The sequence below is a fragment of the Streptococcus mitis genome, from assembly GCF_000722705.1.
Taxonomy (GTDB): Bacteria; Bacillota; Bacilli; order Lactobacillales; family Streptococcaceae; genus Streptococcus; species Streptococcus mitis_P.
This window is the reverse complement of record NZ_JPFW01000008.1, coordinates 235831-259400: the sequence shown is the minus strand read 5'-3', so window position 1 is coordinate 259400 and position 23570 is coordinate 235831. Positions and strand designations below refer to the sequence as shown.

Annotated in this window: 22 protein-coding genes and 2 pseudogenes; 21 read left to right on the top strand and 3 right to left on the bottom strand. The window is 39.8% G+C overall.

What is annotated here, in order from left to right:
- Positions 1-30 precede the first annotated feature (30 nt).
- The gene (locus tag SK642_RS06435; protein ID WP_033683959.1) at positions 31-771 is read left to right on the top strand and encodes a MerR family transcriptional regulator; all 741 of its coding nucleotides are present in this window, start codon (positions 31-33) and stop codon (positions 769-771) included.
- 41 nt (positions 772-812) lie between these two features.
- Here the strand turns inward: SK642_RS06435 and SK642_RS06430 are convergent, their stop codons facing one another.
- The 3 genes and pseudogenes from SK642_RS06430 to SK642_RS06420 all read right to left on the bottom strand — a co-directional run bounded on the left by SK642_RS06430 (position 813) and on the right by SK642_RS06420 (position 3452).
- On the bottom strand, positions 813-1334 hold the full coding sequence (locus SK642_RS06430) for a DUF1697 domain-containing protein (RefSeq protein ID WP_033683956.1): 522 nt from the start codon (positions 1332-1334) through the stop codon (positions 813-815).
- Between the two features lie 37 nt (positions 1335-1371).
- A pseudogene (locus SK642_RS06425) lies at positions 1372-2549 on the bottom strand (NAD(P)/FAD-dependent oxidoreductase).
- Between the two features lie 57 nt (positions 2550-2606).
- Positions 2607-3452 carry a DegV family protein gene (locus SK642_RS06420; protein WP_033683955.1) on the bottom strand — a complete coding sequence of 282 codons (846 nt, stop codon included), beginning with the start codon at positions 3450-3452 and terminating at the stop codon, positions 2607-2609.
- A 124-nt stretch (positions 3453-3576) separates the two neighbouring features.
- On the opposite strand from SK642_RS06420, the gene SK642_RS06415 reads away from it, so the two are divergent.
- From SK642_RS06415 to SK642_RS06320, 20 genes and pseudogenes are all read left to right on the top strand, one after another.
- Complete coding sequence (locus tag SK642_RS06415) at positions 3577-4134, top strand: TetR/AcrR family transcriptional regulator (RefSeq protein ID WP_000004136.1); 558 nt, start codon at positions 3577-3579, stop codon at positions 4132-4134.
- A gap of 18 nt (positions 4135-4152) precedes the next feature.
- A complete protein-coding gene (locus tag SK642_RS06410) occupies positions 4153-4620 on the top strand; it encodes a deoxycytidylate deaminase (RefSeq protein ID WP_033683954.1) in 468 nt (155 codons plus the stop codon).
- Positions 4621-4708: 88 nt separating this feature from the next.
- Positions 4709-5338, top strand: coding sequence for a uracil phosphoribosyltransferase (gene upp / locus SK642_RS06405; protein ID WP_000515974.1), 630 nt, complete (start codon positions 4709-4711; stop codon positions 5336-5338).
- 171 nt (positions 5339-5509) lie between these two features.
- Complete coding sequence (gene clpP / locus SK642_RS06400; protein WP_000613475.1) at positions 5510-6100, top strand: ATP-dependent Clp protease proteolytic subunit ClpP; 591 nt, start codon at positions 5510-5512, stop codon at positions 6098-6100.
- Between the two features lie 78 nt (positions 6101-6178).
- Positions 6179-6466, top strand: a complete 288-nt coding sequence (locus SK642_RS06395) for a YlbG family protein (protein WP_033683953.1) — start codon at positions 6179-6181, stop codon at positions 6464-6466.
- A gap of 66 nt (positions 6467-6532) precedes the next feature.
- Positions 6533-7693 carry an ABC transporter substrate-binding protein gene (locus SK642_RS06390; RefSeq protein ID WP_033683952.1) on the top strand — a complete coding sequence of 387 codons (1161 nt, stop codon included), beginning with the start codon at positions 6533-6535 and terminating at the stop codon, positions 7691-7693.
- Positions 7694-7809: 116 nt separating this feature from the next.
- On the top strand, positions 7810-8679 hold the full coding sequence (locus SK642_RS06385; protein WP_033683951.1) for a branched-chain amino acid ABC transporter permease: 870 nt from the start codon (positions 7810-7812) through the stop codon (positions 8677-8679).
- Between the two features lie 3 nt (positions 8680-8682).
- The gene (locus SK642_RS06380; RefSeq protein WP_033683949.1) at positions 8683-9639 is read left to right on the top strand and encodes a branched-chain amino acid ABC transporter permease; all 957 of its coding nucleotides are present in this window, start codon (positions 8683-8685) and stop codon (positions 9637-9639) included.
- Positions 9639-10403 carry an ABC transporter ATP-binding protein gene (locus tag SK642_RS06375; protein ID WP_001185995.1) on the top strand — a complete coding sequence of 255 codons (765 nt, stop codon included), beginning with the start codon at positions 9639-9641 and terminating at the stop codon, positions 10401-10403. The genes SK642_RS06380 and SK642_RS06375 overlap by 1 nt, the downstream gene beginning before the upstream one ends.
- Entirely contained in the window at positions 10403-11113 is a 711-nt protein-coding gene (locus SK642_RS06370) for an ABC transporter ATP-binding protein (protein ID WP_000062200.1), read from the top strand. Before SK642_RS06375 ends, SK642_RS06370 begins: the two co-directional genes overlap by 1 nt.
- 360 nt (positions 11114-11473) lie before the next feature.
- Positions 11474-12130, top strand: a complete 657-nt coding sequence (locus SK642_RS06365; RefSeq protein ID WP_000268666.1) for a CBS domain-containing protein — start codon at positions 11474-11476, stop codon at positions 12128-12130.
- A gap of 107 nt (positions 12131-12237) precedes the next feature.
- Positions 12238-13333 (top strand): peptide chain release factor 2 gene (gene prfB, locus SK642_RS06360; protein ID WP_100198837.1). Its coding sequence is split into 2 segments (ribosomal slippage): positions 12238-12309 and positions 12311-13333, totalling 1095 coding nucleotides; the frame shifts between segments, so codons are not numbered across the junction.
- Between the two features lie 17 nt (positions 13334-13350).
- Positions 13351-14043, top strand: coding sequence for a cell division ATP-binding protein FtsE (gene ftsE / locus SK642_RS06355; protein WP_033683948.1), 693 nt, complete (start codon positions 13351-13353; stop codon positions 14041-14043).
- On the top strand, positions 14036-14962 hold the full coding sequence (gene ftsX, locus SK642_RS06350) for a permease-like cell division protein FtsX (protein ID WP_033683946.1): 927 nt from the start codon (positions 14036-14038) through the stop codon (positions 14960-14962). The genes ftsE and ftsX overlap by 8 nt, the downstream gene beginning before the upstream one ends.
- 184 nt (positions 14963-15146) lie before the next feature.
- A complete protein-coding gene (locus SK642_RS06345; protein WP_080708954.1) occupies positions 15147-17327 on the top strand; it encodes a PTS transporter subunit IIBC in 2181 nt (726 codons plus the stop codon).
- Between the two features lie 51 nt (positions 17328-17378).
- Positions 17379-18194 carry an endonuclease/exonuclease/phosphatase family protein gene (locus SK642_RS06340; RefSeq protein ID WP_033683944.1) on the top strand — a complete coding sequence of 272 codons (816 nt, stop codon included), beginning with the start codon at positions 17379-17381 and terminating at the stop codon, positions 18192-18194.
- Positions 18195-18334: 140 nt separating this feature from the next.
- Positions 18335-19678, top strand: coding sequence for a DEAD/DEAH box helicase (locus tag SK642_RS06335; protein WP_033683943.1), 1344 nt, complete (start codon positions 18335-18337; stop codon positions 19676-19678).
- Positions 19679-19890: 212 nt separating this feature from the next.
- Positions 19891-21081: a methionine adenosyltransferase gene (gene metK / locus SK642_RS06330; RefSeq protein ID WP_033683941.1), complete on the top strand. Its 1191-nt coding sequence runs from the start codon at positions 19891-19893 to the stop codon at positions 21079-21081.
- A gap of 98 nt (positions 21082-21179) precedes the next feature.
- Positions 21180-22571, top strand: a complete 1392-nt coding sequence (gene pgdA / locus SK642_RS06325; protein WP_051734069.1) for a peptidoglycan-N-acetylglucosamine deacetylase PgdA — start codon at positions 21180-21182, stop codon at positions 22569-22571.
- 76 nt (positions 22572-22647) lie between these two features.
- Positions 22648-23501: pseudogene (locus SK642_RS06320) on the top strand (aldo/keto reductase).
- Positions 23502-23570 lie beyond the last annotated feature (69 nt).

Below are 23570 nucleotides of genomic sequence, written 5' to 3'. Positions count from 1 at the left end.
GGGGTATACTATTATTGTAAGGAGGAAATCATGTACCATATAAAAGAAGCTGCGCAGCTTTCGGGTGTCTCTGTCAAAACATTGCACCACTACGATAAGATAGGACTTTTGGTTCCTTTAAAGTCGGAAAAGGGGTATCGAACCTACAGTCAAGAGGATTTGGAGCGACTTCAGGTCATTCTTTATTACAAATATCTAGGTTTTTCTTTAGAAAAAATAGCAGAGCTATTAAAGGAAGAAAGGACAGATTTATTGCCCCATTTGACTAGGCAGTTGGAGTATTTGATTCGAGAAAGGCAACACCTGGATAGCTTGATTTCTACCTTGCAAAAAACCATTCAAGAACAAAAAGGAGAAAGAGAAATGAGCATTCAAGAGAAATTCGCTGGATTTAACTACCAAGACAATCAAAAATACCACCAAGAGGCGGTAGAGAAGTATGGACAAGAAGTGATGGACCAAGCGTTAGAGCGCCAAAAAGGTCACGAAGACGAAGCTACGGCTGCCTTCAATCAAGTCTTTCAAACATTGGCACAAGATCTTCAAGCTGGTCTACCGATAACAGCGTCTGAAAACCAAGAAGAAGCAGGCAAACTCTTGCAAGCCATCCGTACTTATGGATTTGACTGCTCTATCGAGGTCTTTGGTCATATTGGAAAAGGCTATGTCTATAATCCAGAGTTTAAGGAAAATATTGATAAATTTGGAGATGGAACAGCCCAGTACACATCAGATGTCATTGCCTACTATGTCCAAACTCAGACAAAATAAAATCGGAGGAGTATTCTTCCGATTTTTAATAAATTCAAGTACTACTTGCTTAATAATTTTTCTACCACGTTTAACTTTCGCATGGTCAGATCAACGCCGAACAGCTTTTCAAGATAGTTGGTATGGAGTTTCTTTTGTTTTGCAGTTCTAGGGAGATAGAGGTAAAGACAATGGTTACCGATACAAATTTCTTCTTCACCGTAATCCATTTTTAATTTTTCTAAAGGGAGACTTTGAATAGCTTCTTGATAAAAAATCACGTGTATACGGTCATAAAGATAGTGTTCTCCAAACGGTTTTTCTTGGACAATTTTTTTAAAATCACTTTTGTTCTTGATTACCATTTTTAAGTCAGCACCAATATTTTCATTTATTAGAGTATGAACACGTTCTCGTATTTTTTCTAAATCTAAGTCACTTTCAAGAATGATATTCCCACTTTGAATATAGGTTCGAACTTGTTGAAAACCAGCTTCTGTTAAGATATCTACTAGATAAGACATTTTAGGGATAGCATTTTTTCCATTAGGAGTAACACCTCTTAGTAAAATAATATGTTCCAAAGGACTTCCTTTCTTATTTGGTATTTTAGTCATTCAATTATTTATATATTTGATTTGAGCCTGCCACCCAACCAGTACAGAGAGCTGAAGTGATGTTAAAGCCTCCCGTGTGGGCATTGATATCCATGACTTCGCCTGCAAAGTGGAGTCCAGGGACCAGCTTACTTTCTAGAGTTTTAGGATTGATTTCCTTAAGACTGACGCCACCTTTGGTAACAAAGGATTTAGCCAATGACATTTTACCAGTTACAGGAATTTTAAGTCCTTTAATGGACTGTACAAGTTGTTCTCGTTCCTTTTCAGTCAATTGTTTGACTTTTTCAGGATAGTCTTGCACAAAAAACTCTGCCAAGCGTTCTGGAAGCAAAGTTTTTAAGGCATTTTTTAGAGATTTTTCCCGATTCTCTTCTAGAAATGCAACTAAGTCCTTCTCAGAAAGTTGAGGCAAGACATCCAGTGAGAGAACCTCCCCACCCTTGACAAAGCTGGACATGCGTAGGGCAGCAGGACCAGACAATCCAAAGTGGGTAAAGAGGAGGTCGTGCGTGATCACATGTTTACCATAACTGAGGGTCACATCGTCTAGAGAAATCCCTTGTAAGGCCTTGTGAGGGATTTCTGTCAATAAAGGACTCTCAGCAGCTTCAAGGTCTGTAATAGTATGTTTGAAATGGCGTGCAATCTCATGACCAAAACCAGTAGATCCAGTTGAAGGATAGGATTTTCCACCAGTCGTGACAATCAATTTATCACAAGTGAAGGTTTGGTCAGCTGATTTAAGGATAAACTGATCGTCTATCTTTTTAACCGAAACAATTTCGGTTTGAGTAGCAACTTGACCACCTAACTCAGTGATTTTCTTTTCTAAAGATTCGATAATGGTACGAGACTTGTCACTAGCAGGAAAGACGCGTCCGTGGTCTTCTACCTTAAGTTTAACACCATTATCTGTAAAAAAGTTAATGATATCATGGTTATCAAACTGGGAAAAGACACTGTAAAGAAAGCGTCCGTTCCCAGGGATACCAGCTAGCAGGTCATCTAGAGTTCCGTTGTTAGTTACATTGCAACGTCCCCCACCAGTCCCAGCTAGTTTTTTCCAAGTTTCCGATTTTTTTCGATGAGGAGGGTTTTCTGCCCATAAAAGCTACTGGAAATTGTAGCCATCATACCAGCAGGTCCACCACCGATGACAATAGTATCAAAATGTTTCATAGCTCTATTGTACCACAAAAAAACAAGAGATGAAGTCACCTCTTGTCAAGAATGTAATTAGTCAATTTCATATCCCATCAGCAAGCCACCATCTTCTGCATAGAAACTGCAAAGACCAGAGGTTGGGAGAATTTTGATATCCGCTTGTGGAAAGGTTTCACGGATTAGGTCTAAGAGCTGTTGACAGAATTTTTCATTGCTGCGATGAGCCATGACAATACGGCCGCCAGCATATCCAGCTTTTACTAACTCTTCATAGGCTGCCTGAACTGATTTCTTTGGCCCTCGTGCTTTCTGTAGTAATTCAAGGGTTCCAGTTTCACTAGCTTCTCCGACCATACGGATGTTGAGAAGGCCAACGACTGTACCGATAAGCTTGCTCAAACGGCCGTTTTTTACCAAGTTATCGACTTTGGCTAGAACAAAGAGCAACTTGGTTTTTTCTTGATAGGCAGTGATAGCTTCAACCACTTCTTCAAAAGATAAGCCCTGGTCAATCAAGTCATTTAATTTTTCTACGAGTAGGTCAACCTCACCGCCAGCAGATAAACTATCAATCACATGAATCTTAGTGTCAGGATGGTCTTCAAGATAAATATTCTTAGCCAGTTGAGCACTATTGTGACTACCAGAAAGAGTACCTGTGATGGTTACTAGGAAAATGTTTTTGGCTCCTTCAAATGCTCGTAAATAATCATCTGGGCTTGGACAAGCTGATTTTGAAGCTTCTGCAGTTGCATACATGGTTTCCATCATATGGTTAATATCAAGATTGGCGTCATCAACAAAGACCTGATCAGCTACTTGAATGGTTAAGGGGACGCTTACAAAGGTCGTGTCAATAGCTGGTTTTGCCAGTTGACGATAATCACAACCAGAGTCAGCAATAATCTTCCAAGTCATAGAAATTCTCCATCTTTGCCATTTATACATTGACAAAGGTTCTGTCTTTTTTTACAATTATATCATGAAAGCCCTTGAAACAAAAGCCTTATCCGTCTGTTGTGACAAGTAGAAAGAAAATGTTATGTCTGAACGTAGAATCTCTGAAAAATCTCTTGAAAATCTCAGAAAATCAAACCAAGAATCCAATTTATTAACTAGAGAAGCTATTGAAACAGCCCTCTTGCAGCTCTTGGAAAAAAAGGACTTGACCAAGATTAGTATTTCTGAATTGGTCAAACGTGCAGGCGTTTCGCGTGCGGCCTTTTATCGTAATTATGATTCCAAAGAGGAAATTTTAGAGAGTGTCTTTAAACGAACTGTCCACAATATTATGGAACAGCTGCATCATTACGATTTAAAGACAGATCTTTATCTGGTCTGGGTTCACCTTTTCCGCGAGGCCAGAAAGGAAGCCAGAGTGATTCAACTGGCCTTGGATTACCATCTGGAAAAAATCTTTGTCCAAGCCATGCAGGAATTTCTAGAAAAATACCATGGAAAATCAAAAGGTGTCAGCTCTTATCTTCATTCCTTCTGGAGTTCAGCCATTGTATCTGTTCTCCTAAAATGGATCAAGGACGGCATGAAGGTACCAGCTGAAAAAATTGCGGACTTACGGTTACCATTTTTTAAAAAATAGAGAAAAAGGAGAAGAGATATGACTGAAAAAAGACTAGCCTGGGATGAGTATTTTGCAGCTCAAGCCCTACTGATTGCCAATCGTTCCACTTGTAAACGTGCCAAAGTGGGCGCAATCCTGGTAAAGGATAATAAGGTTATTTCCACTGGTTACAATGGTTCAGTTTCTGGGACTGAGCATTGTATTGACCACGAATGTCTGGTTATTGAAGGCCACTGTGTTCGTACCCTTCACGCTGAAGTTAATGCCATTCTCCAAGGTGCTGAGCGTGGTATTCCTAAAGGTTTTACGGCCTATGTAACCCATTTTCCTTGTTTGAATTGTACCAAACAATTGCTGCAGGTCGGCTGCAAGCGTGTAGTTTACATCAACCAGTACCGAATGGACGACTATGCCCAATACCTTTATCAAGAAAAAGGGACAGAATTGACCCATCTACCACTTGAGACAGTACAGGCAGCTCTTAAAGAGGCAGATTTAATGTAAAAATTATCAAAAACAAATGGTTTAGAAAGATTTTTAAACCGTTTTTTGGTATAATAAGAAGAATAAATTGAAAGAAGGAATTCCAAAAATGGGAAAAATTGAAGTTATTAATCATCCACTGATTCAACACAAATTGTCAATCTTGCGTCGTACAGATACTTCTACAAAAGCTTTCCGTGAGCTAGTAGATGAGATTGCAATGTTGATGGGGTATGAAGTACTTCGTGATCTTCCACTAGAAGATGTGGAAATCGAAACACCAATTACAAAAACAGTTCAAAAACAATTGGCTGGTAAGAAATTGGCCATCGTTCCAATCTTGCGTGCAGGTATCGGGATGGTTGATGGACTTTTGAGCTTGGTTCCAGCCGCTAAAGTTGGCCACATCGGTATGTACCGTGATGAAGAAACGCTTCAACCTGTTGAGTACTTGGTGAAATTGCCTGAAGATATTGACCAACGTCAAATTTTTGTCGTAGACCCAATGTTGGCAACAGGTGGCTCAGCAATCTTGGCTGTTGATTCCCTTAAAAAACGTGGCGCATCAAATATCAAATTTGTCTGCCTCGTATCTGCTCCAGAAGGTGTAAAAGCCCTTCAAGAAGCTCATCCAGATGTAGAAATCTTTACAGCAGCCTTGGATGAACGTTTGAACGAACACGGTTATATCGTTCCAGGACTTGGAGATGCTGGAGACCGCTTGTTCGGTACGAAATAAAATTAAAAAGAGATTGACTTGGAAAAGTATTTCCAATCGTGAAAGGAGGTTGAATTTTTGTTTCTGTCTGATGAAAACAGAGCAAAATTTGACCTTTTTTGACCAAGATATTATAATAGTCTTATCTTCAGTCATTTGACCAACAAAATTAAAATTCAAAAGGAGAAATGAATGATTCCTGTAGTTATTGAACAAACAAGCCGTGGAGAACGTTCCTACGATATTTACTCACGTCTTCTCAAAGACCGCATCATTATGCTGACTGGTCCAGTTGAAGACAACATGGCTAACTCTGTTATTGCCCAATTGCTTTTCTTGGATGCCCAAGATAGTACAAAAGATATTTACCTTTATGTCAATACACCTGGTGGTTCCGTTTCAGCTGGTTTGGCAATCGTTGATACCATGAACTTTATCAAAGCGGATGTCCAAACCATCGTTATGGGTATGGCAGCATCTATGGGTACTGTCATCGCATCAAGTGGAGCAAAAGGCAAACGTTTCATGCTTCCAAATGCTGAATACATGATTCACCAACCAATGGGTGGAACAGGTGGTGGTACCCAACAAACCGATATGGCTATCGCTGCAGAACACTTGCTTAAAACTCGTAACACTTTGGAAAAAATCTTGGCTGAAAATTCAGGTCAGTCAATCGAAAAAGTCCACGCAGACGCAGAACGTGATAATTGGATGAGTGCCCAAGAAACACTTGAATATGGCTTTATTGATGAAATCATGGCCAACAATTCATTGAACTAATGATGATAGAAGGCAAACTCGACTGGGTTTGCTTTTTTTGATATAATAGGGAGAGATTTCTTAGAAAGAGGATTTATCATGTTTGAAAAAGCAGAACGCTCTGGATTAATTGTCTATCTTTATTACAATCGAGATGCAAAAAAACTACAGGAATACGGTGATATTTGTTACCATTCTAAAAAACATCGTTACTTGCAACTTTATGTTCCAACTCAAGAAGTGGAGCAATTGGTCGGGCGCTTGAGCAAGGAAAAGTTTATAAAAAAAGTCAGAGTTTGTCATATCCAAGAGCTGGAAACCCCCTTTGTTGGTAATCTTTACCGAGAGGAAAACGTTATCATTGAAAAAAATCAAGAAAAGTGTTGACAATTTTCTGATAATTCGGTATATTCTTAACATGCTATTTATTTAAGAAATAAGGAGACAAAAAAGATGAAGAAAAAATTTGCCCTATCGTTTGTGGCGCTTGCAAGTGTAGCACTTCTTGCAGCCTGTGGAGAAGTGAAGTCTGGAGCGTCAAACGCTGCTGGTAACTCAGTAGATGAAAAGACAATCAAAATCGGATTTAACTTCGAAGAAACTGGTGCCGTAGCTGCCTACGGAACATCTGAACAAAAAGGTGCACAACTTGCTGTTGATGAAATCAATGCTGCAGGTGGTGTCGACGGAAAACAAATCGAAGTAGTTGATAAAGATAACAAGTCTGAAACAGCAGAGGCTGCTTCAGTAACAACTAACCTTGTAACCCAATCTAAAGTATCAGCAATCGTAGGACCTGCGACATCTGGTGCAACTGCAGCCGCGGTAGCGAACGCTACAAAAGCAGGTGTTCCATTGATTTCGCCAAGTGCGACTCAAGATGGATTGACTAAAGGTCAAGATTATCTCTTTATCGGAACTTTCCAAGATAGCTTCCAAGGAAAAATTATCTCAAACTATGTTTCTGAAAAATTAAACGCTAAGAAAGTCGTTCTTTACACTGACAATGCTAGTGACTATGCTAAAGGTATCGCTAAATCTTTCCGTGAGTCATACAAGGGTGAAATCGTTGCAGATGAAACTTTCGTAGCAGGTGATACAGACTTCCAAGCAGCCCTTACAAAAATGAAAGGGAAAGACTTTGATGCTATCATTGTTCCTGGTTACTACACTGAAGCTGGTAAAATTGTAAACCAAGCGCGTGGTATGGGAATTGACAAACCAATCGTTGGTGGTGATGGATTTAACGGTGAAGAGTTTGTACAACAAGCAACTGCTGAAAGAGCATCAAACATCTACTTTATCTCAGGCTTCTCAACTACTGTAGAAGTTTCAGCTAAAGCCAAAGCCTTCCTTGATGCTTACCGTGCTAAGTACAATGAAGAACCTTCAACATTTGCAGCCTTGGCTTATGACTCAGTTCACCTTGTAGCAAACGCTGCAAAAGGTGCTAAAAACTCTGGTGAAATCAAGGATAACCTTGCTAAAACAAAAAACTTTGAAGGTGTAACTGGTCAAACAAGCTTCGATGCAGACCATAACACAGTCAAAACTGCTTACATGATGACCATGAACAATGGTAAAGTTGAAGCAGCAGAAGTTGTAAAACCATAATAGAAAAATGTTGAAATAGGGAATGAGCCTCTGACTCACTCCCTGTTTCGGTGTTTAAGAACCTATCAAAAAGTGAGGGAAAACCCTCAAAATTATAAATAGAAAGAGTGAATCTTATGCTCCAACAACTAGTAAATGGTTTGATTCTAGGTAGTGTATACGCGCTATTAGCCCTAGGATATACCATGGTTTACGGAATTATCAAGCTTATCAACTTCGCCCATGGTGATATTTATATGATGGGAGCCTTTATCGGTTATTTCTTGATTAATTCTTTCCAAATGAATTTCTTTGTAGCTCTTATTGTAGCTATGCTAGCGACAGCTATTCTTGGTGTCGTGATTGAGTTCCTTGCCTACCGACCTTTACGTCACTCTACTCGTATTGCGGTTTTGATTACAGCTATTGGGGTTTCCTTCCTATTAGAATATGGGATGGTCTATCTGGTTGGTGCTAATACTCGTGCCTTCCCTCAAGCGATTCAAACAGTGCGCTATGATTTGGGACCAATTAGCTTAACGAATGTACAGTTAATGATTTTGGTCATTTCCTTGATTTTGATGATTTTGCTACAAGTTATTGTTCAAAAGACTAAGATGGGGAAAGCAATGCGTGCGGTATCCGTAGATAGCGATGCAGCGCAATTGATGGGGATCAATGTAAACCGTACTATCAGCTTTACCTTCGCTTTGGGTTCAGCACTTGCGGGTGCAGCTGGTGTTCTGATTGCCCTCTATTATAACTCTCTTGAGCCTTTGATGGGGGTTACTCCAGGTCTTAAGTCTTTCGTTGCCGCAGTACTTGGTGGTATCGGAATTATTCCTGGTGCAGCTCTCGGTGGATTTGTAATTGGTCTATTGGAAACCTTTGCGACAGCCTTTGGGATGTCAGACTTCCGTGATGCCATTGTTTATGGAATCTTATTGTTGATTTTGATTGTCCGCCCAGCTGGTATCCTTGGTAAGAATGTGAAAGAGAAGGTGTAAACGATGAAAGAAAATTTAAAAGTTAATATTCTATGGTTACTCCTTTTGTTAGCTGGCTATGGCTTGATTAGTGTACTGGTTTCAGTTGGAGTGCTCAATCTATTCTATGTACAGATTTTACAACAAATCGGAATTAATATTATTCTTGCTGTTGGTCTCAACTTAATCGTTGGTTTTTCAGGACAATTTTCACTTGGTCATGCTGGTTTCATGGCGATTGGTGCCTATGCAGCAGCGATTATTGGTTCTAAATCACCAACCTACGGTGCCTTCTTTGGAGCTATGCTTTTAGGTGCTTTGCTTTCAGGAGCAGTTGCCTTGCTTGTCGGAATTCCAACCTTGCGTTTGAAGGGAGACTATCTTGCGGTAGCGACTCTAGGTGTTTCTGAAATTATCCGTATCTTTATTATCAATGGTGGAAGCCTTACAAATGGTGCGGCAGGTATCTTGGGAATTCCAAACTTTACAACTTGGCCAATGGTTTATTTCTTTGTCGTGATTACGACTATTGCAACCTTGAACTTTTTGCGAAGTCCAATTGGTCGTTCAACCCTCTCTGTTCGTGAGGATGAAATCGCTGCTGAGTCAGTTGGGGTTAATACGACTAAAATTAAAATCATCGCTTTTGTCTTTGGTGCCATCACTGCAAGTATTGCTGGGTCACTTCAGGCAGGATTTATCGGCTCTGTTGTACCGAAAGATTACACCTTCATCAACTCAATCAATGTTTTGATTATTGTTGTATTTGGTGGACTTGGTTCCATTACAGGTGCCATTGTTTCAGCTATTGTTCTTGGAATTTTGAATATGCTTCTCCAAGATGTTGCTAGCGTGCGTATGATTATCTACGCTTTGGCCTTGGTATTGGTAATGATTTTCAGACCAGGTGGACTCCTTGGAACATGGGAATTGAGCCTATCACGTTTCTTTAAAAAATCTAAGAAGGAGGAACAAAACTAATGGCATTACTTGAAGTAAAACAGTTAACCAAACATTTTGGCGGTCTAACAGCTGTTGGAGATGTGACTCTTGAATTGAACGAAGGGGAATTGGTTGGACTAATCGGTCCAAACGGAGCTGGTAAAACTACCCTTTTCAACCTCTTGACGGGTGTTTATGAACCAAGTGAGGGAACAGTTACCCTTGATGGTCACCTTTTGAATGGAAAGGCACCATATAAGATTGCTTCTTTGGGACTTGGACGTACTTTCCAAAATATCCGTCTCTTTAAAGATTTAACCGTTTTGGACAATGTTTTGATTGCCTTTGGCAACCATCACAAACAACATGTTTTTGCTAGTTTCTTACGATTGCCAGCTTTTTACAAGAGTGAAAAAGAATTAAAGGCTAAAGCTTTGGAATTGCTGAAAATCTTTGATTTAGATGGTGATGCAGAAACTCTTGCTAAAAACCTTGCCTACGGACAACAACGTCGTTTGGAAATTGTTCGTGCCCTCGCTACGGAACCTAAAATTCTCTTTTTGGATGAACCAGCAGCAGGTATGAATCCACAGGAAACAGCGGAATTGACTGAGTTAATTCGTCGTATCAAAGATGAATTTAAGATTACGATCATGCTGATTGAACACGATATGAATCTGGTTATGGAAGTAACAGAACGTATCTACGTACTTGAATACGGTCGTTTGATTGCTCAGGGAACTCCAGACGAAATTAAGACCAATAAACGCGTTATCGAAGCTTATCTAGGAGGTGAAGCCTAATGTCTATGTTAAAAGTTGATAATCTTTCTGTGCATTACGGTATGATCCAAGCAGTCCGTGATGTAAGCTTTGAAGTGAATGAAGGAGAAGTTGTTTCCCTTATCGGTGCCAATGGTGCAGGTAAGACAACCATTCTCCGTACCTTGTCTGGTTTGGTTCGACCAAGTTCAGGAAAGATTGAATTTTTAGGTCAAGAAATCCAAAAAATGCCAGCTCAGAAAATCGTGGCAGGTGGTCTTTCACAAGTACCAGAAGGACGCCACGTCTTCCCTGGCTTGACTGTTATGGAAAATCTTGAAATGGGAGCTTTCTTAAAGAAAAATCGTGAAGAAAATCAAGCTAACTTGAAGAAGGTTTTCTCACGTTTCCCACGTCTTGAAGAACGCAAGAACCAAGATGCAGCCACTCTTTCAGGAGGGGAACAACAAATGCTTGCCATGGGACGAGCTCTTATGTCAACACCAAAACTTCTTCTTTTAGATGAACCATCAATGGGACTTGCCCCAATCTTTATCCAAGAGATTTTTGATATCATTCAAGATATCCAGAAACAAGGAACAACCGTCCTCTTGATTGAACAAAATGCCAATAAGGCACTTGCAATCTCTGACCGAGGCTATGTATTGGAAACAGGAAAAATTGTCCTATCAGGAACAGGAAAAGAACTCGCCTCATCAGAAGAAGTCAGAAAAGCATATCTAGGTGGCTAAAACAATCCAGTGGATTGTTTTAGTCGGTAGATGAAGATTGCGTAAGCAATCTTCGCATAGTCTGGGAGACTAGTTTAGGTTGCGGATGGAGATTGTGAAGCAATCATCAGAATCCAGTGGATTGTTTTAGTCGGCGGATGGAGATTACGAAGCAATTTTCATCTGCACTGGAGGGTTAGCTTCTAATCATTGAAACAAAACAGAATGAAGCTCTCTATCCTTCATTCACAGAGCTCGAATTCAGAGCTCTTTTTGCTAGCTTATTCATACTTTTCTGAATTTTGAAAAAGAAATGTAAGCGTTTGATAGATTTACAAAAAGATTGTATAATAGGGATAAGAATAGAAAAGGAGAAGTCTCATGGCAGTTAAAGATTTTATGACCCGCAAGGTAGTGTATATTAGTCCAGATACAACAGTATCTCATGCAGCAGATTTGATGAGAGAGCAAGGCCTACACCGCTTGCCTGTTATCGAAAATGATCAATTGGTTGGTTTGGTGACTGAGGGAACCATTGCCCAAGCAAGTCCATCAAAAGCAACAAGTCTTTCTATCTATGAGATGAACTATCTTCTAAATAAGACAAAAGTGAAAGATGTCATGATTCGCGATGTTGTCACTGTTTCAGGCTATGCGAGCCTTGAAGATGCAACTTATCTGATGTTGAAAAATAAGATTGGGATTCTTCCTGTAGTAGATAACCATCAAGTTTACGGAGTTATTACGGATCGTGACGTTTTCCAAGCCTTTCTTGAAATTGCTGGTTATGGTGAAGAAGGAATTCGTGTGCGCTTCGTTACAGAAGATGAAGTTGGCGTTCTTGGTAAAATTGTTTCTCTAATCGTTGAAGAAAATTTGAATATCTCTCATACAGTCAATATTCCACGTAAAGATGGTAAGGTGATTATCGAAGTTCAAATTGATGGCTCAATTGATTTACCAGCCTTGAAAGAAAAATTTGAATCAGAGAATATTCAAGTAGAAGAAATCACTCGTACTTCAGCAAAAGTCTTGTAAGAAGGGAAGCCGAAAGGCTTCTTTTTTCATGAAAAGGGGAGTAGAGCAAAAGATGGAAAGAAATGAGAGAATATGGTATAATAAAACGATACAAAAAAGGAGTATTTATGGACATTTCAGAAATTCGTCAGAAAATTGACGCAAATCGTGAAAAATTAGCTTCTTTCAGGGGGTCTCTTTGACCTCGAAGGTTTAGAGGAAGAGATTGCCATCTTGGAAAACAAGATGACAGAACCTGATTTTTGGAACGATAATATCGCGGCTCAAAAAACGTCGCAAGAATTAAATGAATTAAAAAATACCTACAATACCTTCCATAAAATGGAAGAGTTGCAGGATGAAGTTGAAATTTTATTAGACTTTTTAGCTGAAGACGAGTCAGTTCATGAGGAACTAGTCGAACAGTTATCAGAACTCGATAAGATGATGACCAGCTATGAGATGACCCTTCTCTTGTCAGAACCTTATGACCATAATAATGCCATTTTGGAAATCCATCCAGGATCTGGTGGTACAGAGGCTCAAGACTGGGGTGATATGTTGCTTCGTATGTACACTCGATATGGTAATGCTAAAGGCTTTAAAGTAGAAGTCTTGGATTACCAAGCAGGAGATGAGGCTGGTATTAAGTCGGTAACTTTATCATTTGAAGGACCTAATGCTTATGGTCTTCTCAAGTCGGAAATGGGTGTGCACCGTCTGGTGCGAATCTCGCCATTTGACTCTGCCAAACGTCGCCATACATCTTTTACATCTGTAGAAGTGATGCCTGAGTTGGATGATACCATTGAAGTGGAAATACGTGAAGATGATATCAAGATGGATACCTTCCGTTCAGGTGGTGCTGGTGGACAGAACGTCAATAAGGTTTCAACGGGTGTACGTTTAACACACATTCCAACTGGAACTGTCGTCCAGTCAACGGTCGATCGTACCCAATATGGAAATAGAGATCGTGCCATGAAGATGTTGCAGGCTAAGCTCTATCAAATGGAGCAAGAAAAGAAAGCTGCGGAAGTTGATTCCCTCAAGGGTGAGAAAAAGGAAATCACATGGGGAAGTCAAATCCGTTCTTATGTTTTCACACCATATACTATGGTAAAAGATCATCGAACTAGCTTTGAAGTTGCTCAGGTAGATAAGGTCATGGATGGGGACCTAGATGGTTTTATCGATGCCTATCTTAAGTGGCGAATTAGCTAAGATAGAAAGGAACTCACATGTCAATTATTGAAATGAGAGATGTCGTCAAAAAATACGACAACGGAACGACTGCCCTACGCGGTGTTTCGGTCAGTGTTCAACCAGGGGAATTTGCTTACATCGTAGGACCTTCAGGAGCAGGGAAGTCAACCTTTATTCGTTCTCTATATCGTGAAGTAAAAATCGATAAAGGAAGTCTATCAGTTGCTGGTTTTAATCTGGTTAAGATTAAGAAGAAAGATGTCCCTCTTCTACGTCGTAGTGTTGGGGTTGTTTTTCAGGATTATAAACTCTTGCCAAAGAAAACTGTCTATGAAAATATTGCTTACGCTATGGAAGTAATTGGGGAAAATCGCCGTATTATCAAAAAACGTGTGATGGAAGTTTTGGACTTGGTTGGATTGAAGCATAAGGTTCGTTCTTTCCCAAATGAGCTCTCAGGTGGAGAACAACAGCGTATTGCGATTGCGCGTGCTATTGTAAATAATCCAAAAGTATTGATAGCCGATGAACCAACAGGAAACTTGGACCCAGATAATTCATGGGAAATCATGAATCTCTTGGAACGGATTAACCTACAAGGGACAACTATTTTGATGGCAACTCATAATAGCCAGATTGTAAATACCTTGCGCCACCGTGTCATTGCCATTGAAAATGGCCGTGTTGTTCGTGATGAATCAAAAGGAGAGTACGGATACGATGATTAGTAGATTTTTTCGTCATTTATTTGAATCGCTAAAAAGTTTGAAACGAAATGGCTGGATGACAGTGGCTGCTGTCAGTTCAGTTATGATTACTTTGACCTTGGTTGCAATATTTGCCTCTGTTATTTTCAATACAGCGAAACTAGCTACAGATATTGAAAATAATGTCCGAGTAATGGTATACATTCGTAAGGATGTAGCCGATAATAGTGAAACTATTGAAAAAGAAGGTCAAACTGTTACAAATAATGACTACCACAAGGTATATAATTCCTTGAAGGGTATGTCTACAGTTAAGAGTGTTACCTTTTCAAGTAAAGAAGAACAATATGAAAAATTAACTGAGACAATGGGGGACAACTGGAAAATCTTTGAAGGTGATGCCAATCCTCTCTATGATGCATATATAGTAGATACTAACACACCAAGTGATGTAAAGACAGTAGCGGAAGAGGCTAAGAAAATTGAAGGTGTATCAGAAGTTCAAGATGGTGGTGCCAATACAGAACGCTTGTTTAAGTTAGCCTCATTTATTCGTGTCTGGGGACTAGTGATTGCTGGCCTCTTGATTTTCATAGCAGTTTTCTTGATTTCTAATACCATTCGTATTACAATTATTTCCCGCAGTCGAGAAATTCAAATTATGCGCTTGGTTGGTGCTAAGAATAGCTATATCCGAGGACCATTCCTACTTGAGGGTGCTTTCATCGGATTATTTGGCGCAACCCTTCCATCAGTTTTAGTATTTGTTGTTTATCAAATGGTTTACCAATCGGTTAATAAGTCATTAGTTGGTCAAAACCTTTCAATGATTTCACCAGAGGTATTCAGTCCACTGATGATTGCCTTATTGTTTGTTATTGGAATTTTTATTGGTTCACTGGGATCAGGAATTTCAATGAGACGTTTCTTGAAAATCTAAAATAAATATAAGTATATTTGAGGAGATTTTAATATCTCCTTTTTTGCTAGAAAAATTTTAGAAAAAAGTATACTTTTTTTTATAAAAGCCTTTACAAAAAAAATTAAAGTGGTATAATTAATACATAGTTAAGTGCAAACGTTTTCGTAAAACGTTTGCCTAAATAAAAATAAAGGAGATTTGAATGATGAAAGATACATTCAAAAATGTCTTGTCTTTCGAGTTTTGGCAAAAATTCGGTAAGGCTTTGATGGTGGTTATCGCTGTTATGCCAGCTGCTGGTTTGATGATTTCAATCGGTAAGTCACTTGTGATGATTAACCCAACTTTTGCACCACTTGTTATCACAGGTGGAATTCTTGAGCAAATTGGTTGGGGGGTTATCGGTAACCTTCACATTTTGTTTGCCCTAGCCATTGGAGGAAGCTGGGCTAAAGAACGTGCTGGTGGTGCTTTCGCCGCTGGTCTTGCCTTCATCTTGATTAACCGTATCACTGGTACAATCTTTGGTGTATCAGGAGATATGTTGAAAAATCCAGAAGCTATGGTAACAACTCTCTTTGGTGGATCAATCAAAGTTGCTGATTACTTCATTAGCGTTATGGAAGCACCTGCCTTGAACATGGGTGTGTTCGTAGGGATTATCTCAGGTTTTGTAGGGGCAACTGCTTACAATAAATACTACAACTTCCGTAAACTTCCTGATGCACTTTCATTCTTCAACGGGAAACGTTTTGTACCATTTGTAGTTATTCTTCGTTCAGCAATCGCTGCAATTTTACTTGCTGCCTTCTGGCCAGTAGTGCAAACAGGTATCAATAGCTTTGGTATCTGGATTGCCAACTCACAAGAAACTGCTCCAATCCTTGCACCATTCTTGTATGGTACATTGGAACGTTTGCTCTTGCCATTTGGTCTTCACCACATGTTAACAATCCCAATGAACTACACAGCTCTTGGTGGTACTTATGAGATTTTGACAGGTGCAGCTAAAGGCACTCAAGTATTTGGTCAAGACCCACTATGGCTTGCATGGGTAACAGACCTTGTGAACCTTAAAGGTACAGATGCAAGTCACTACCAACAATTGTTAGATACTGTTCACCCAGCTCGTTTCAAAGTTGGACAAATGATTGGTTCATTCGGTATCTTGATGGGTGTGATTGTGGCTATCTACCGTAATGTTGATGCTGACAAGAAACACAAATACAAAGGTATGATGATTGCGACAGCTCTTGCAACATTCTTGACAGGGGTTACTGAACCAATCGAATACATGTTCATGTTCATCGCAACACCAATGTACCTTGTTTATTCACTTGTTCAAGGTGCTGCCTTCGCTATGGCTGACGTCGTGAACCTACGTATGCACTCATTTGGTTCAATCGAGTTCTTGACTCGTACACCTATTGCGATTAGCGCTGGTATCGGTATGGATATCGTTAACTTCGTTTGGGTAACTGTTCTCTTTGCCGTAATCATGTACTTTATTGCAAACTTCATGATTCAAAAATTCAACTACGCAACTCCAGGACGTAACGGAAACTACGAAACTGCTGAAGGTTCAGAAGAAGCTGGCAGCGAAGTGAAAGTTGCAGCAGGTTCTCAAGCTGTAAACATTATCAACCTTCTTGGTGGTCGTGCAAACATCGTTGATGTTGATGCATGTATGACTCGTCTTCGTGTTACTGTAAAAGACGCTGATAAAGTCGGTGATGCAGAACAATGGAAAGCAGAAGGAGCTATGGGTCTTGTCATGAAAGGACAAGGAGTTCAAGCTATCTACGGTCCAAAAGCAGACGTATTGAAATCTGATATCCAAGATATTCTTGACTCAGGTGAAATCATTCCTGAAACTCTTCCAAGTCAAATGACAGAAGCGCAACAAAACACTGTTCAATTCAAAGGGCTTACTGAGGAAGTTTACTCAGTAGCAGACGGTCAAGTTGTTGCTTTGGAACAAGTAAAAGATCCAGTATTTGCTCAAAAAATGATGGGTGATGGATTTGCAGTAGAACCAGCAAATGGAAACATTGTATCTCCAGTTTCAGGTACTGTATCAAGCATCTTCCCTACAAAACATGCTCTTGGTCTTGTGACTGAAGCAGGTCTTGAAGTATTGGTTCACATTGGTTTGGACACAGTAAGTCTTGAAGGAAAACCATTTACCGTTCATGTTGCTGAAGGACAAAAAGTTGTAGCAGGTGATCTTCTTGTCACAGCTGACTTGGATGCTATCCGTGCAGCAGGTCGTGAAACTTCAACAGTCGTTGTCTTCACAAATGGTGATGCAATTAAATCAGTTAAATTAGAAAAAACAGGTTCTCTTGCAGCTAAAACAGCAGTTGCTAAAGTAGAATTGTAATACACTTGAGGTTGGAAGCTGTTTTCCAACCTCTTGTTTTAGGAGAAAAGCATGAAATTTTTAACACTCAATACTCATAGCTGGATGGAAAAAGAAGCTGAGAAAAAATTCCAGCTCTTGCTTGAAGATATTCTTGAAAAGGACTATGATTTAATTTGTTTTCAAGAAATCAATCAGGAGATCACTTCGCTAGAGGTGGAGGTGAATGACCTTTATCAAGCTTTGCCAGCAGCTGAGCCTATTCATCAAGACCACTATGTTAGACTTTTGGTTGAAAAGTTGTCAGATCAAGGAAAAAATTACTATTGGACTTGGGCTTATAACCATATCGGTTATGACCGCTACCATGAAGGTGTGGCTATCTTGTCTAAAACACCGATTGAAGCTAGAGAAATTTTGGTCTCAGATGTGGATGATCCAACAGACTATCATACTCGTCGTGTTGCCTTGGCTGAAACTGTAGTTGATGGTAAGGAGCTTGCAGTTGCTAGTGTCCACCTTTCTTGGTGGGATAAAGGTTTCCAAGAAGAATGGGCACGATTTGAGGATGTCTTGAAAGAATTGAACAAGCCACTTTTATTAGCTGGAGATTTTAACAACCCAGCTGGACAGGAAGGCTACCAAGCTATTTTAGCTAGTCCATTAGGATTACAAGATGCCTTTGAAGTTGCTCAAGAGAAAAGCGGTAGCTATACCGTTCCACCAGAAATTGATGGCTGGAAAGGGAACACTGAACCCCTTCGAATCGACTATGTTTTTACTACCAAGGAGTTAACAGTGGAAAATTTACATGTCGTATTTGATGGTAATACGAGTCCACAAGTGAGTGATCACTATGGCTTGAATGCTATGTTAAACTGGAAATAAAGATTGAAAAGAGGTTGGGATTCTCAAATTCCAGCCTTTTTCTGACTAGAAAAGCTACTGAAAGTAAGCTCTATAAGTGAGACTACTGAAATGGAATAAAATGTGGTATAATTGATAAGATAGATAGAATCGAGGATATTATGTCATTTACGAAATTTCAATTTAAAAACTATATTAGAGAAGCCTTGGAGGAGTTAAAATTTACAACTCCAACAGAGGTACAAGATAAGTTGATTCCTATTGTTTTGGTAGGTCGTGACCTAGTCGGTGAATCAAAAACAGGTTCAGGTAAAACTCACACTTTCTTGTTACCGATTTTCCAGCAATTAGATGAAGCTAGCGATAGTGTACAAGCAGTCATTACTGCACCAAGTCGTGAGTTGGCTACTCAAATTTACCAAGCGGCCCGTCAGATTGCTGCCCACTCAGAAGTGGAAATTCGTGTGGTTAATTATGTGGGTGGTACGGATAAGGCTCGCCAGATTGAGAAATTGGCAAGTAATCAGCCTCATATTGTTATAGGAACACCAGGCCGTATCTACGACTTGGTTAAATCTGGTGACCTGGCTATTCACAAGGCCACGACCTTTGTGGTCGATGAGGCAGACATGACCTTGGATATGGGATTCTTGGAAACTGTTGATAAGATTGCTGGAAGTCTTCCAAAAGATCTGCAATTCATGGTTTTCTCAGCGACTATTCCACAAAAGTTGCAACCATTCTTGAAAAAATACTTGTCAAATCCTGTTATGGAGAAAATCAAGACCAAAACGGTCATTTCTGACACTATTGATAATTGGTTGATTTCTACTAAAGGACGTGACAAGAACGCTCAAATTTATCAGTTGACTCAGTTGATGCAGCCTTATTTGGCAATGATTTTTGTCAATACTAAAATGCGTGCTGATGAATTGCATGCTTACCTGACTGCTCAAGGTTTGAAGGTGGCAAAGATTCATGGAGATATTGCCCCTCGTGAACGCAAACGTATCATGAACCAGGTGAAAAATCTGGATTTTGAGTACATTGTCGCAACAGACTTGGCAGCTCGTGGGATTGACATTGAAGGTGTCAGCCATGTCATCAATGATGCCATTCCGCAAGATTTGTCCTTCTTTGTTCACCGTGTTGGTCGTACTGGACGAAATGGCCTACCAGGTACAGCTATTACTCTTTATCAGCCAAGCGATGATTCGGATATCCGTGAGTTGGAGAAATTGGGAATCAAGTTTACTCCTAAGATGGTTAAAGACGGAGAATTTCAAGATACCTATGACCGAGATCGTCGTGCTAACCGTGAGAAGAAGCAAGATAAGCTTGATATCGAAATGATTGGTCTGGTCAAAAAGAAAAAGAAAAAAGTCAAACCAGGTTATAAGAAAAAAATTCAATGGGCGGTTGATGAAAAACGCCGCAAAACTAAGCGTGCTGAAAATCGCGCTCGTGGTCGTGCAGAGCGTAAAGCAAAACGCCAAACATTTTAAGGCAATTGTTGGAGTGCTGAGCTCCAACCTTTTTATTTATGAAAGCGAAATATCTATATTGAAAGATCACATTAAAGACTGCAAATTGTGTTAAAAAATGATATAATGATGAAGTTATATAGTCCCGATAAGATGGTAGGTATTTATAACTAAGAATTTTCCTATCAGTACTTTGTAACTCTATAACACTATTTTTAAGGGGGGACATTTTTATGTCAGAACGTAAATTATTCACGTCTGAATCTGTATCTGAGGGGCATCCAGATAAGATTGCAGACCAAATTTCAGATGCGATTTTGGATGCTATTTTAGCCAAGGATCCAGAGGCGCACGTTGCTGCTGAGACAGCTGTATATACTGGTTCAGTCCACGTTTTTGGTGAAATTTCTACAAATGCCTATGTGGATATTAACCGTGTGGTTCGTGATACCATTGCAGAGATTGGTTACACCAATACAGAATATGGATTTTCTGCTGAGACGGTGGGAGTACATCCATCTTTGGTGGAACAATCTCCTGACATCGCCCAAGGGGTTAACGAAGCCTTGGAGGTACGTGGGAATGCAGACCAAGATCCACTGGACTTGATTGGGGCTGGAGACCAAGGGCTTATGTTTGGATTTGCAGTGGATGAAACAGAAGAGCTCATGCCTTTGCCAATTTCACTAAGCCACAAGTTGGTTCGTCGTTTAGCAGAACTTCGTAAATCTGGTGAAATCAGCTATCTTCGTCCAGATGCTAAATCTCAAGTTACGGTTGAATATGATGAAAATGACCGTCCAGTACGTGTGGACACAGTCGTTATTTCTACTCAGCACGATCCAGAAGTCAGCAACGAACAAATTCACAATGATGTTATTAGCAAGGTTATCAAAGAGGTTATTCCAGTCTCTTACTTGGATGAGCAAACAAAATTCTTCATCAATCCAACTGGTCGCTTTGTCATCGGTGGACCTCAAGGGGACTCAGGTTTGACTGGTCGTAAGATTATCGTGGATACCTATGGTGGCTACTCTCGTCACGGTGGTGGTGCCTTCTCTGGTAAGGATGCGACTAAGGTAGACCGTTCTGCGTCATATGCGGCTCGCTATATTGCCAAGAATATCGTTGCAGCAGGTCTTGCTAAGAAGGCAGAAGTGCAATTAGCCTACGCTATCGGTGTTGCCCAACCTGTGTCTGTTCGTATTGATACTTTCGGTACGGGGACAGTAGCTGAAAGCAAGCTTGAAAAAGCAGCTCGTCAAATCTTTGACCTTCGTCCTGCAGGAATTATCCAAATGCTGGACCTCAAACGTCCAATCTACCGACAAACAGCGGCTTATGGACACATGGGACGTACAGATATTGACCTTCCATGGGAACGTCTGGACAAGGTTGATGCTTTGAAAGAAGCAGTCAAATAAATGAATTGAAGAAAGAGGGCAGTCCCTCTTTTTTTGATATATTATACTAATCTCCGTTAATCATTGAAATTATAGCTTGAATTTGATATGATGGTCTTATGGATAAAAGTAGAGCAAAACGTGAGAATCACGATAAGATAAGAATCAGTTTAATAGCCCTAGTAGCTATCTTCTCAGTAAGTATTTGTGTCCTTGGGGCGATGATTGGTTACAAAGTCTATACGAAACAAAGTTTTGAACAAAAGATTGAATCTCTCAAAAAAGAGAAAGATGATCAATTGAGTGAAGGAAATCAGAAGGAGCATTTTCGTAAGGGACAAGCTGAAGTGATTGTCTTTTATCCTCTCCAAGGCGAGCAAGTGATTTCGTCTGTAAAAGGAATCATGACACAGGATATTAAAGACAATCTAGAGGATAAGGAAAATCTGGTTTTTTATTATACGGAGAAACAGGACTCGACTTTAAAAGGGATTGTCAACCGAAGTGTGATGAAACAAGTCTATGATTTATCTTCGTCAAAAGTTGAAGAGATAGAGAAAACTAGTCTAGCGAAAGTGCATTTGACAGAAGATGGTAAATCTTTTACCCTTGATAAATTATTTTCAGATGCTAGTAAGGCTAAAGAGAAACTGATAAAAGAACTGACTTCTTTCTTACAGGATAAGAAATTAGAACAAGACAAGATTGATCAGATAGTTAAAGGCTTGTCTGACCAAGATCTGTCTGCATGGAATTTTGATTATAAGGATAGTCAGATTATCCTTTATCCAAGTCAGGCAGTTGAAAATCTGGATGAGATTGCCTTGCCAGTATCTAGTTTCTTTGAGCTTATTCAGTCCTCATATTTGCTAGATAAGGATGCGGAACTTTATAAAGCTTATTTTGAAAAGAAAAATCGTAAAGTGGTGGCCTTGACTTTTGATGATGGGCCAAATCCTACAACGACAAATCAAGCATTAGACACACTTTCTAAGTATGGTATCAAGGCAACTTTCTTTGTTTTAGGTAAGAATGTTTCTGGCAATGAAGGGATTCTGAAACGTATGAAAGCAGATGGCCATGTCATTGGAAACCATAGTTGGAGCCATCCAGTGCTTTCAAAACTTTCCCTTGATGACGCTAAAAAACAAATAACTGATACTGAGGATGCGCTAACTAAGGTGCTGGGCTCTAGTTCTAAACTTATGCGTCCGCCTTATGGAGCCATTACAGACGACATTCGTAATAGCCTCGATTTGAGCTTTATTATGTGGAATGTGGATAGTCTGGATTGGAAGAGTAAAAATGAAGCAGCTATTTTGACAGAAATTCAGCGTGAAGTCAAGAATGGTTCTATTATTCTCATGCATGATATTCATGCTGAGACGGTAAATGCTCTACCGAAGGTTATTGACTACTTGAAAGGGCAAGGTTATGACTTTGTAACCATACCAGATTTATTAGATTCCCGTCTCAAAGCTCACCAGCTCTACTATAACCGTGACCAATAATTTAAAAAATCTAAAGAGATAAGTTTTCATTGAGAATTTGTTTCTTTGGATTTTCTTCACATAGAAAGGAAAAATAATGAAATCTTATACTTTGAATAATGGCGTTCCAATTCCAGTTCTAGGATTTGGAACCTGGAAAGCTGAAAATGGAGAGATTGCCTATCAAGCTGTCCTAGAGGCTTTAAAGGCAGGCTATCGCCATATCGATACGGCAGCTATCTATAAAAATGAAGAAAGCGTTGGTCGTGCTATTCATGACAGTGGCGTGTCACGTGAGGAAATTTTTGTAACCAGTAAACTCTGGAATACAAATCATAGCTATGAGCAAGCTCGTCAGGCTTTTGAAGAGTCTTTAGAGAAGCTGGGCTTGGAATATTTGGATTTGTATTTGATTCATTGGCCAAATCCAAAACCTTTGAGAGAAAATGACGCATGGAAAACTCGCAATGCTGAGGTCTGGAGAGCGATAGAAGACCTCTATCAAAAAGGCAAAATCCGTGCTATCGGGATTAGTAATTTTCTTCCCCATCATTTGGATTCCTTGCTTGAAACTGCAAATATTGTTCCTGCGGTCAATCAAGTTCGCTTGGCGCCAGGTGTGTATCAAGAGGAAGTCGTAGCTTACTGTCGAGAAAAAGGAATTTTATTGGAAGCTTGGGGGGCCTTTTGGACAGGGAGAACTATTTGATAGCAAGCAAGTGCAAGCAAGTGCAAGAAATCGCAGCAAATCACGGAAAGTCTGTTGCTCAGATAGCCTTGGCCTGGAGCTTGGCAGAAGGATTTTTACCACTTCCGAAATCTGTTACAGCCTCTCGTATTCAGGCTAATCTTGATTGCTTTGGAATTGAATTGAGTCAAGAGGAACGAGAAACCTTAAAAACGATTGCTGTTCAGTCGGGTGCTCCACGAGTTGATGATATGGATTTTTAGAAAATCATAAAAAGAATTGTACATTGTTCTAATTTTTGATATAATAGTCAGCAGGAAAGAAAGTCTTAT

Bases quoted from the DNA above. Each gene is read 5' to 3' on its own strand.
- SK642_RS06435 (WP_033683959.1), top strand. From the start codon at position 31: ATGTACCATATAAAAGAAGCTGCGCAGCTTTCGGGTGTCTCTGTCAAA.
- SK642_RS06420 (WP_033683955.1), bottom strand. From the start codon at position 3,452: ATGACTTGGAAGATTATTGCTGACTCTGGTTGTGATTATCGTCAACTG.
- SK642_RS06415 (WP_000004136.1), top strand. From the start codon at position 3,577: ATGTCTGAACGTAGAATCTCTGAAAAATCTCTTGAAAATCTCAGAAAA.
- SK642_RS06410 (WP_033683954.1), top strand. From the start codon at position 4,153: ATGACTGAAAAAAGACTAGCCTGGGATGAGTATTTTGCAGCTCAAGCC.
- upp (WP_000515974.1), top strand. From the start codon at position 4,709: ATGGGAAAAATTGAAGTTATTAATCATCCACTGATTCAACACAAATTG.
- clpP (WP_000613475.1), top strand. From the start codon at position 5,510: ATGATTCCTGTAGTTATTGAACAAACAAGCCGTGGAGAACGTTCCTAC.
- SK642_RS06395 (WP_033683953.1), top strand. From the start codon at position 6,179: ATGTTTGAAAAAGCAGAACGCTCTGGATTAATTGTCTATCTTTATTAC.
- SK642_RS06390 (WP_033683952.1), top strand. From the start codon at position 6,533: ATGAAGAAAAAATTTGCCCTATCGTTTGTGGCGCTTGCAAGTGTAGCA.
- SK642_RS06385 (WP_033683951.1), top strand. From the start codon at position 7,810: ATGCTCCAACAACTAGTAAATGGTTTGATTCTAGGTAGTGTATACGCG.
- SK642_RS06380 (WP_033683949.1), top strand. From the start codon at position 8,683: ATGAAAGAAAATTTAAAAGTTAATATTCTATGGTTACTCCTTTTGTTA.
- SK642_RS06375 (WP_001185995.1), top strand. From the start codon at position 9,639: ATGGCATTACTTGAAGTAAAACAGTTAACCAAACATTTTGGCGGTCTA.
- SK642_RS06370 (WP_000062200.1), top strand. From the start codon at position 10,403: ATGTCTATGTTAAAAGTTGATAATCTTTCTGTGCATTACGGTATGATC.
- SK642_RS06365 (WP_000268666.1), top strand. From the start codon at position 11,474: ATGGCAGTTAAAGATTTTATGACCCGCAAGGTAGTGTATATTAGTCCA.
- ftsE (WP_033683948.1), top strand. From the start codon at position 13,351: ATGTCAATTATTGAAATGAGAGATGTCGTCAAAAAATACGACAACGGA.
- ftsX (WP_033683946.1), top strand. From the start codon at position 14,036: ATGATTAGTAGATTTTTTCGTCATTTATTTGAATCGCTAAAAAGTTTG.
- SK642_RS06345 (WP_080708954.1), top strand. From the start codon at position 15,147: ATGATGAAAGATACATTCAAAAATGTCTTGTCTTTCGAGTTTTGGCAA.
- SK642_RS06340 (WP_033683944.1), top strand. From the start codon at position 17,379: ATGAAATTTTTAACACTCAATACTCATAGCTGGATGGAAAAAGAAGCT.
- SK642_RS06335 (WP_033683943.1), top strand. From the start codon at position 18,335: ATGTCATTTACGAAATTTCAATTTAAAAACTATATTAGAGAAGCCTTG.
- metK (WP_033683941.1), top strand. From the start codon at position 19,891: ATGTCAGAACGTAAATTATTCACGTCTGAATCTGTATCTGAGGGGCAT.
- pgdA (WP_051734069.1), top strand. From the start codon at position 21,180: ATGGATAAAAGTAGAGCAAAACGTGAGAATCACGATAAGATAAGAATC.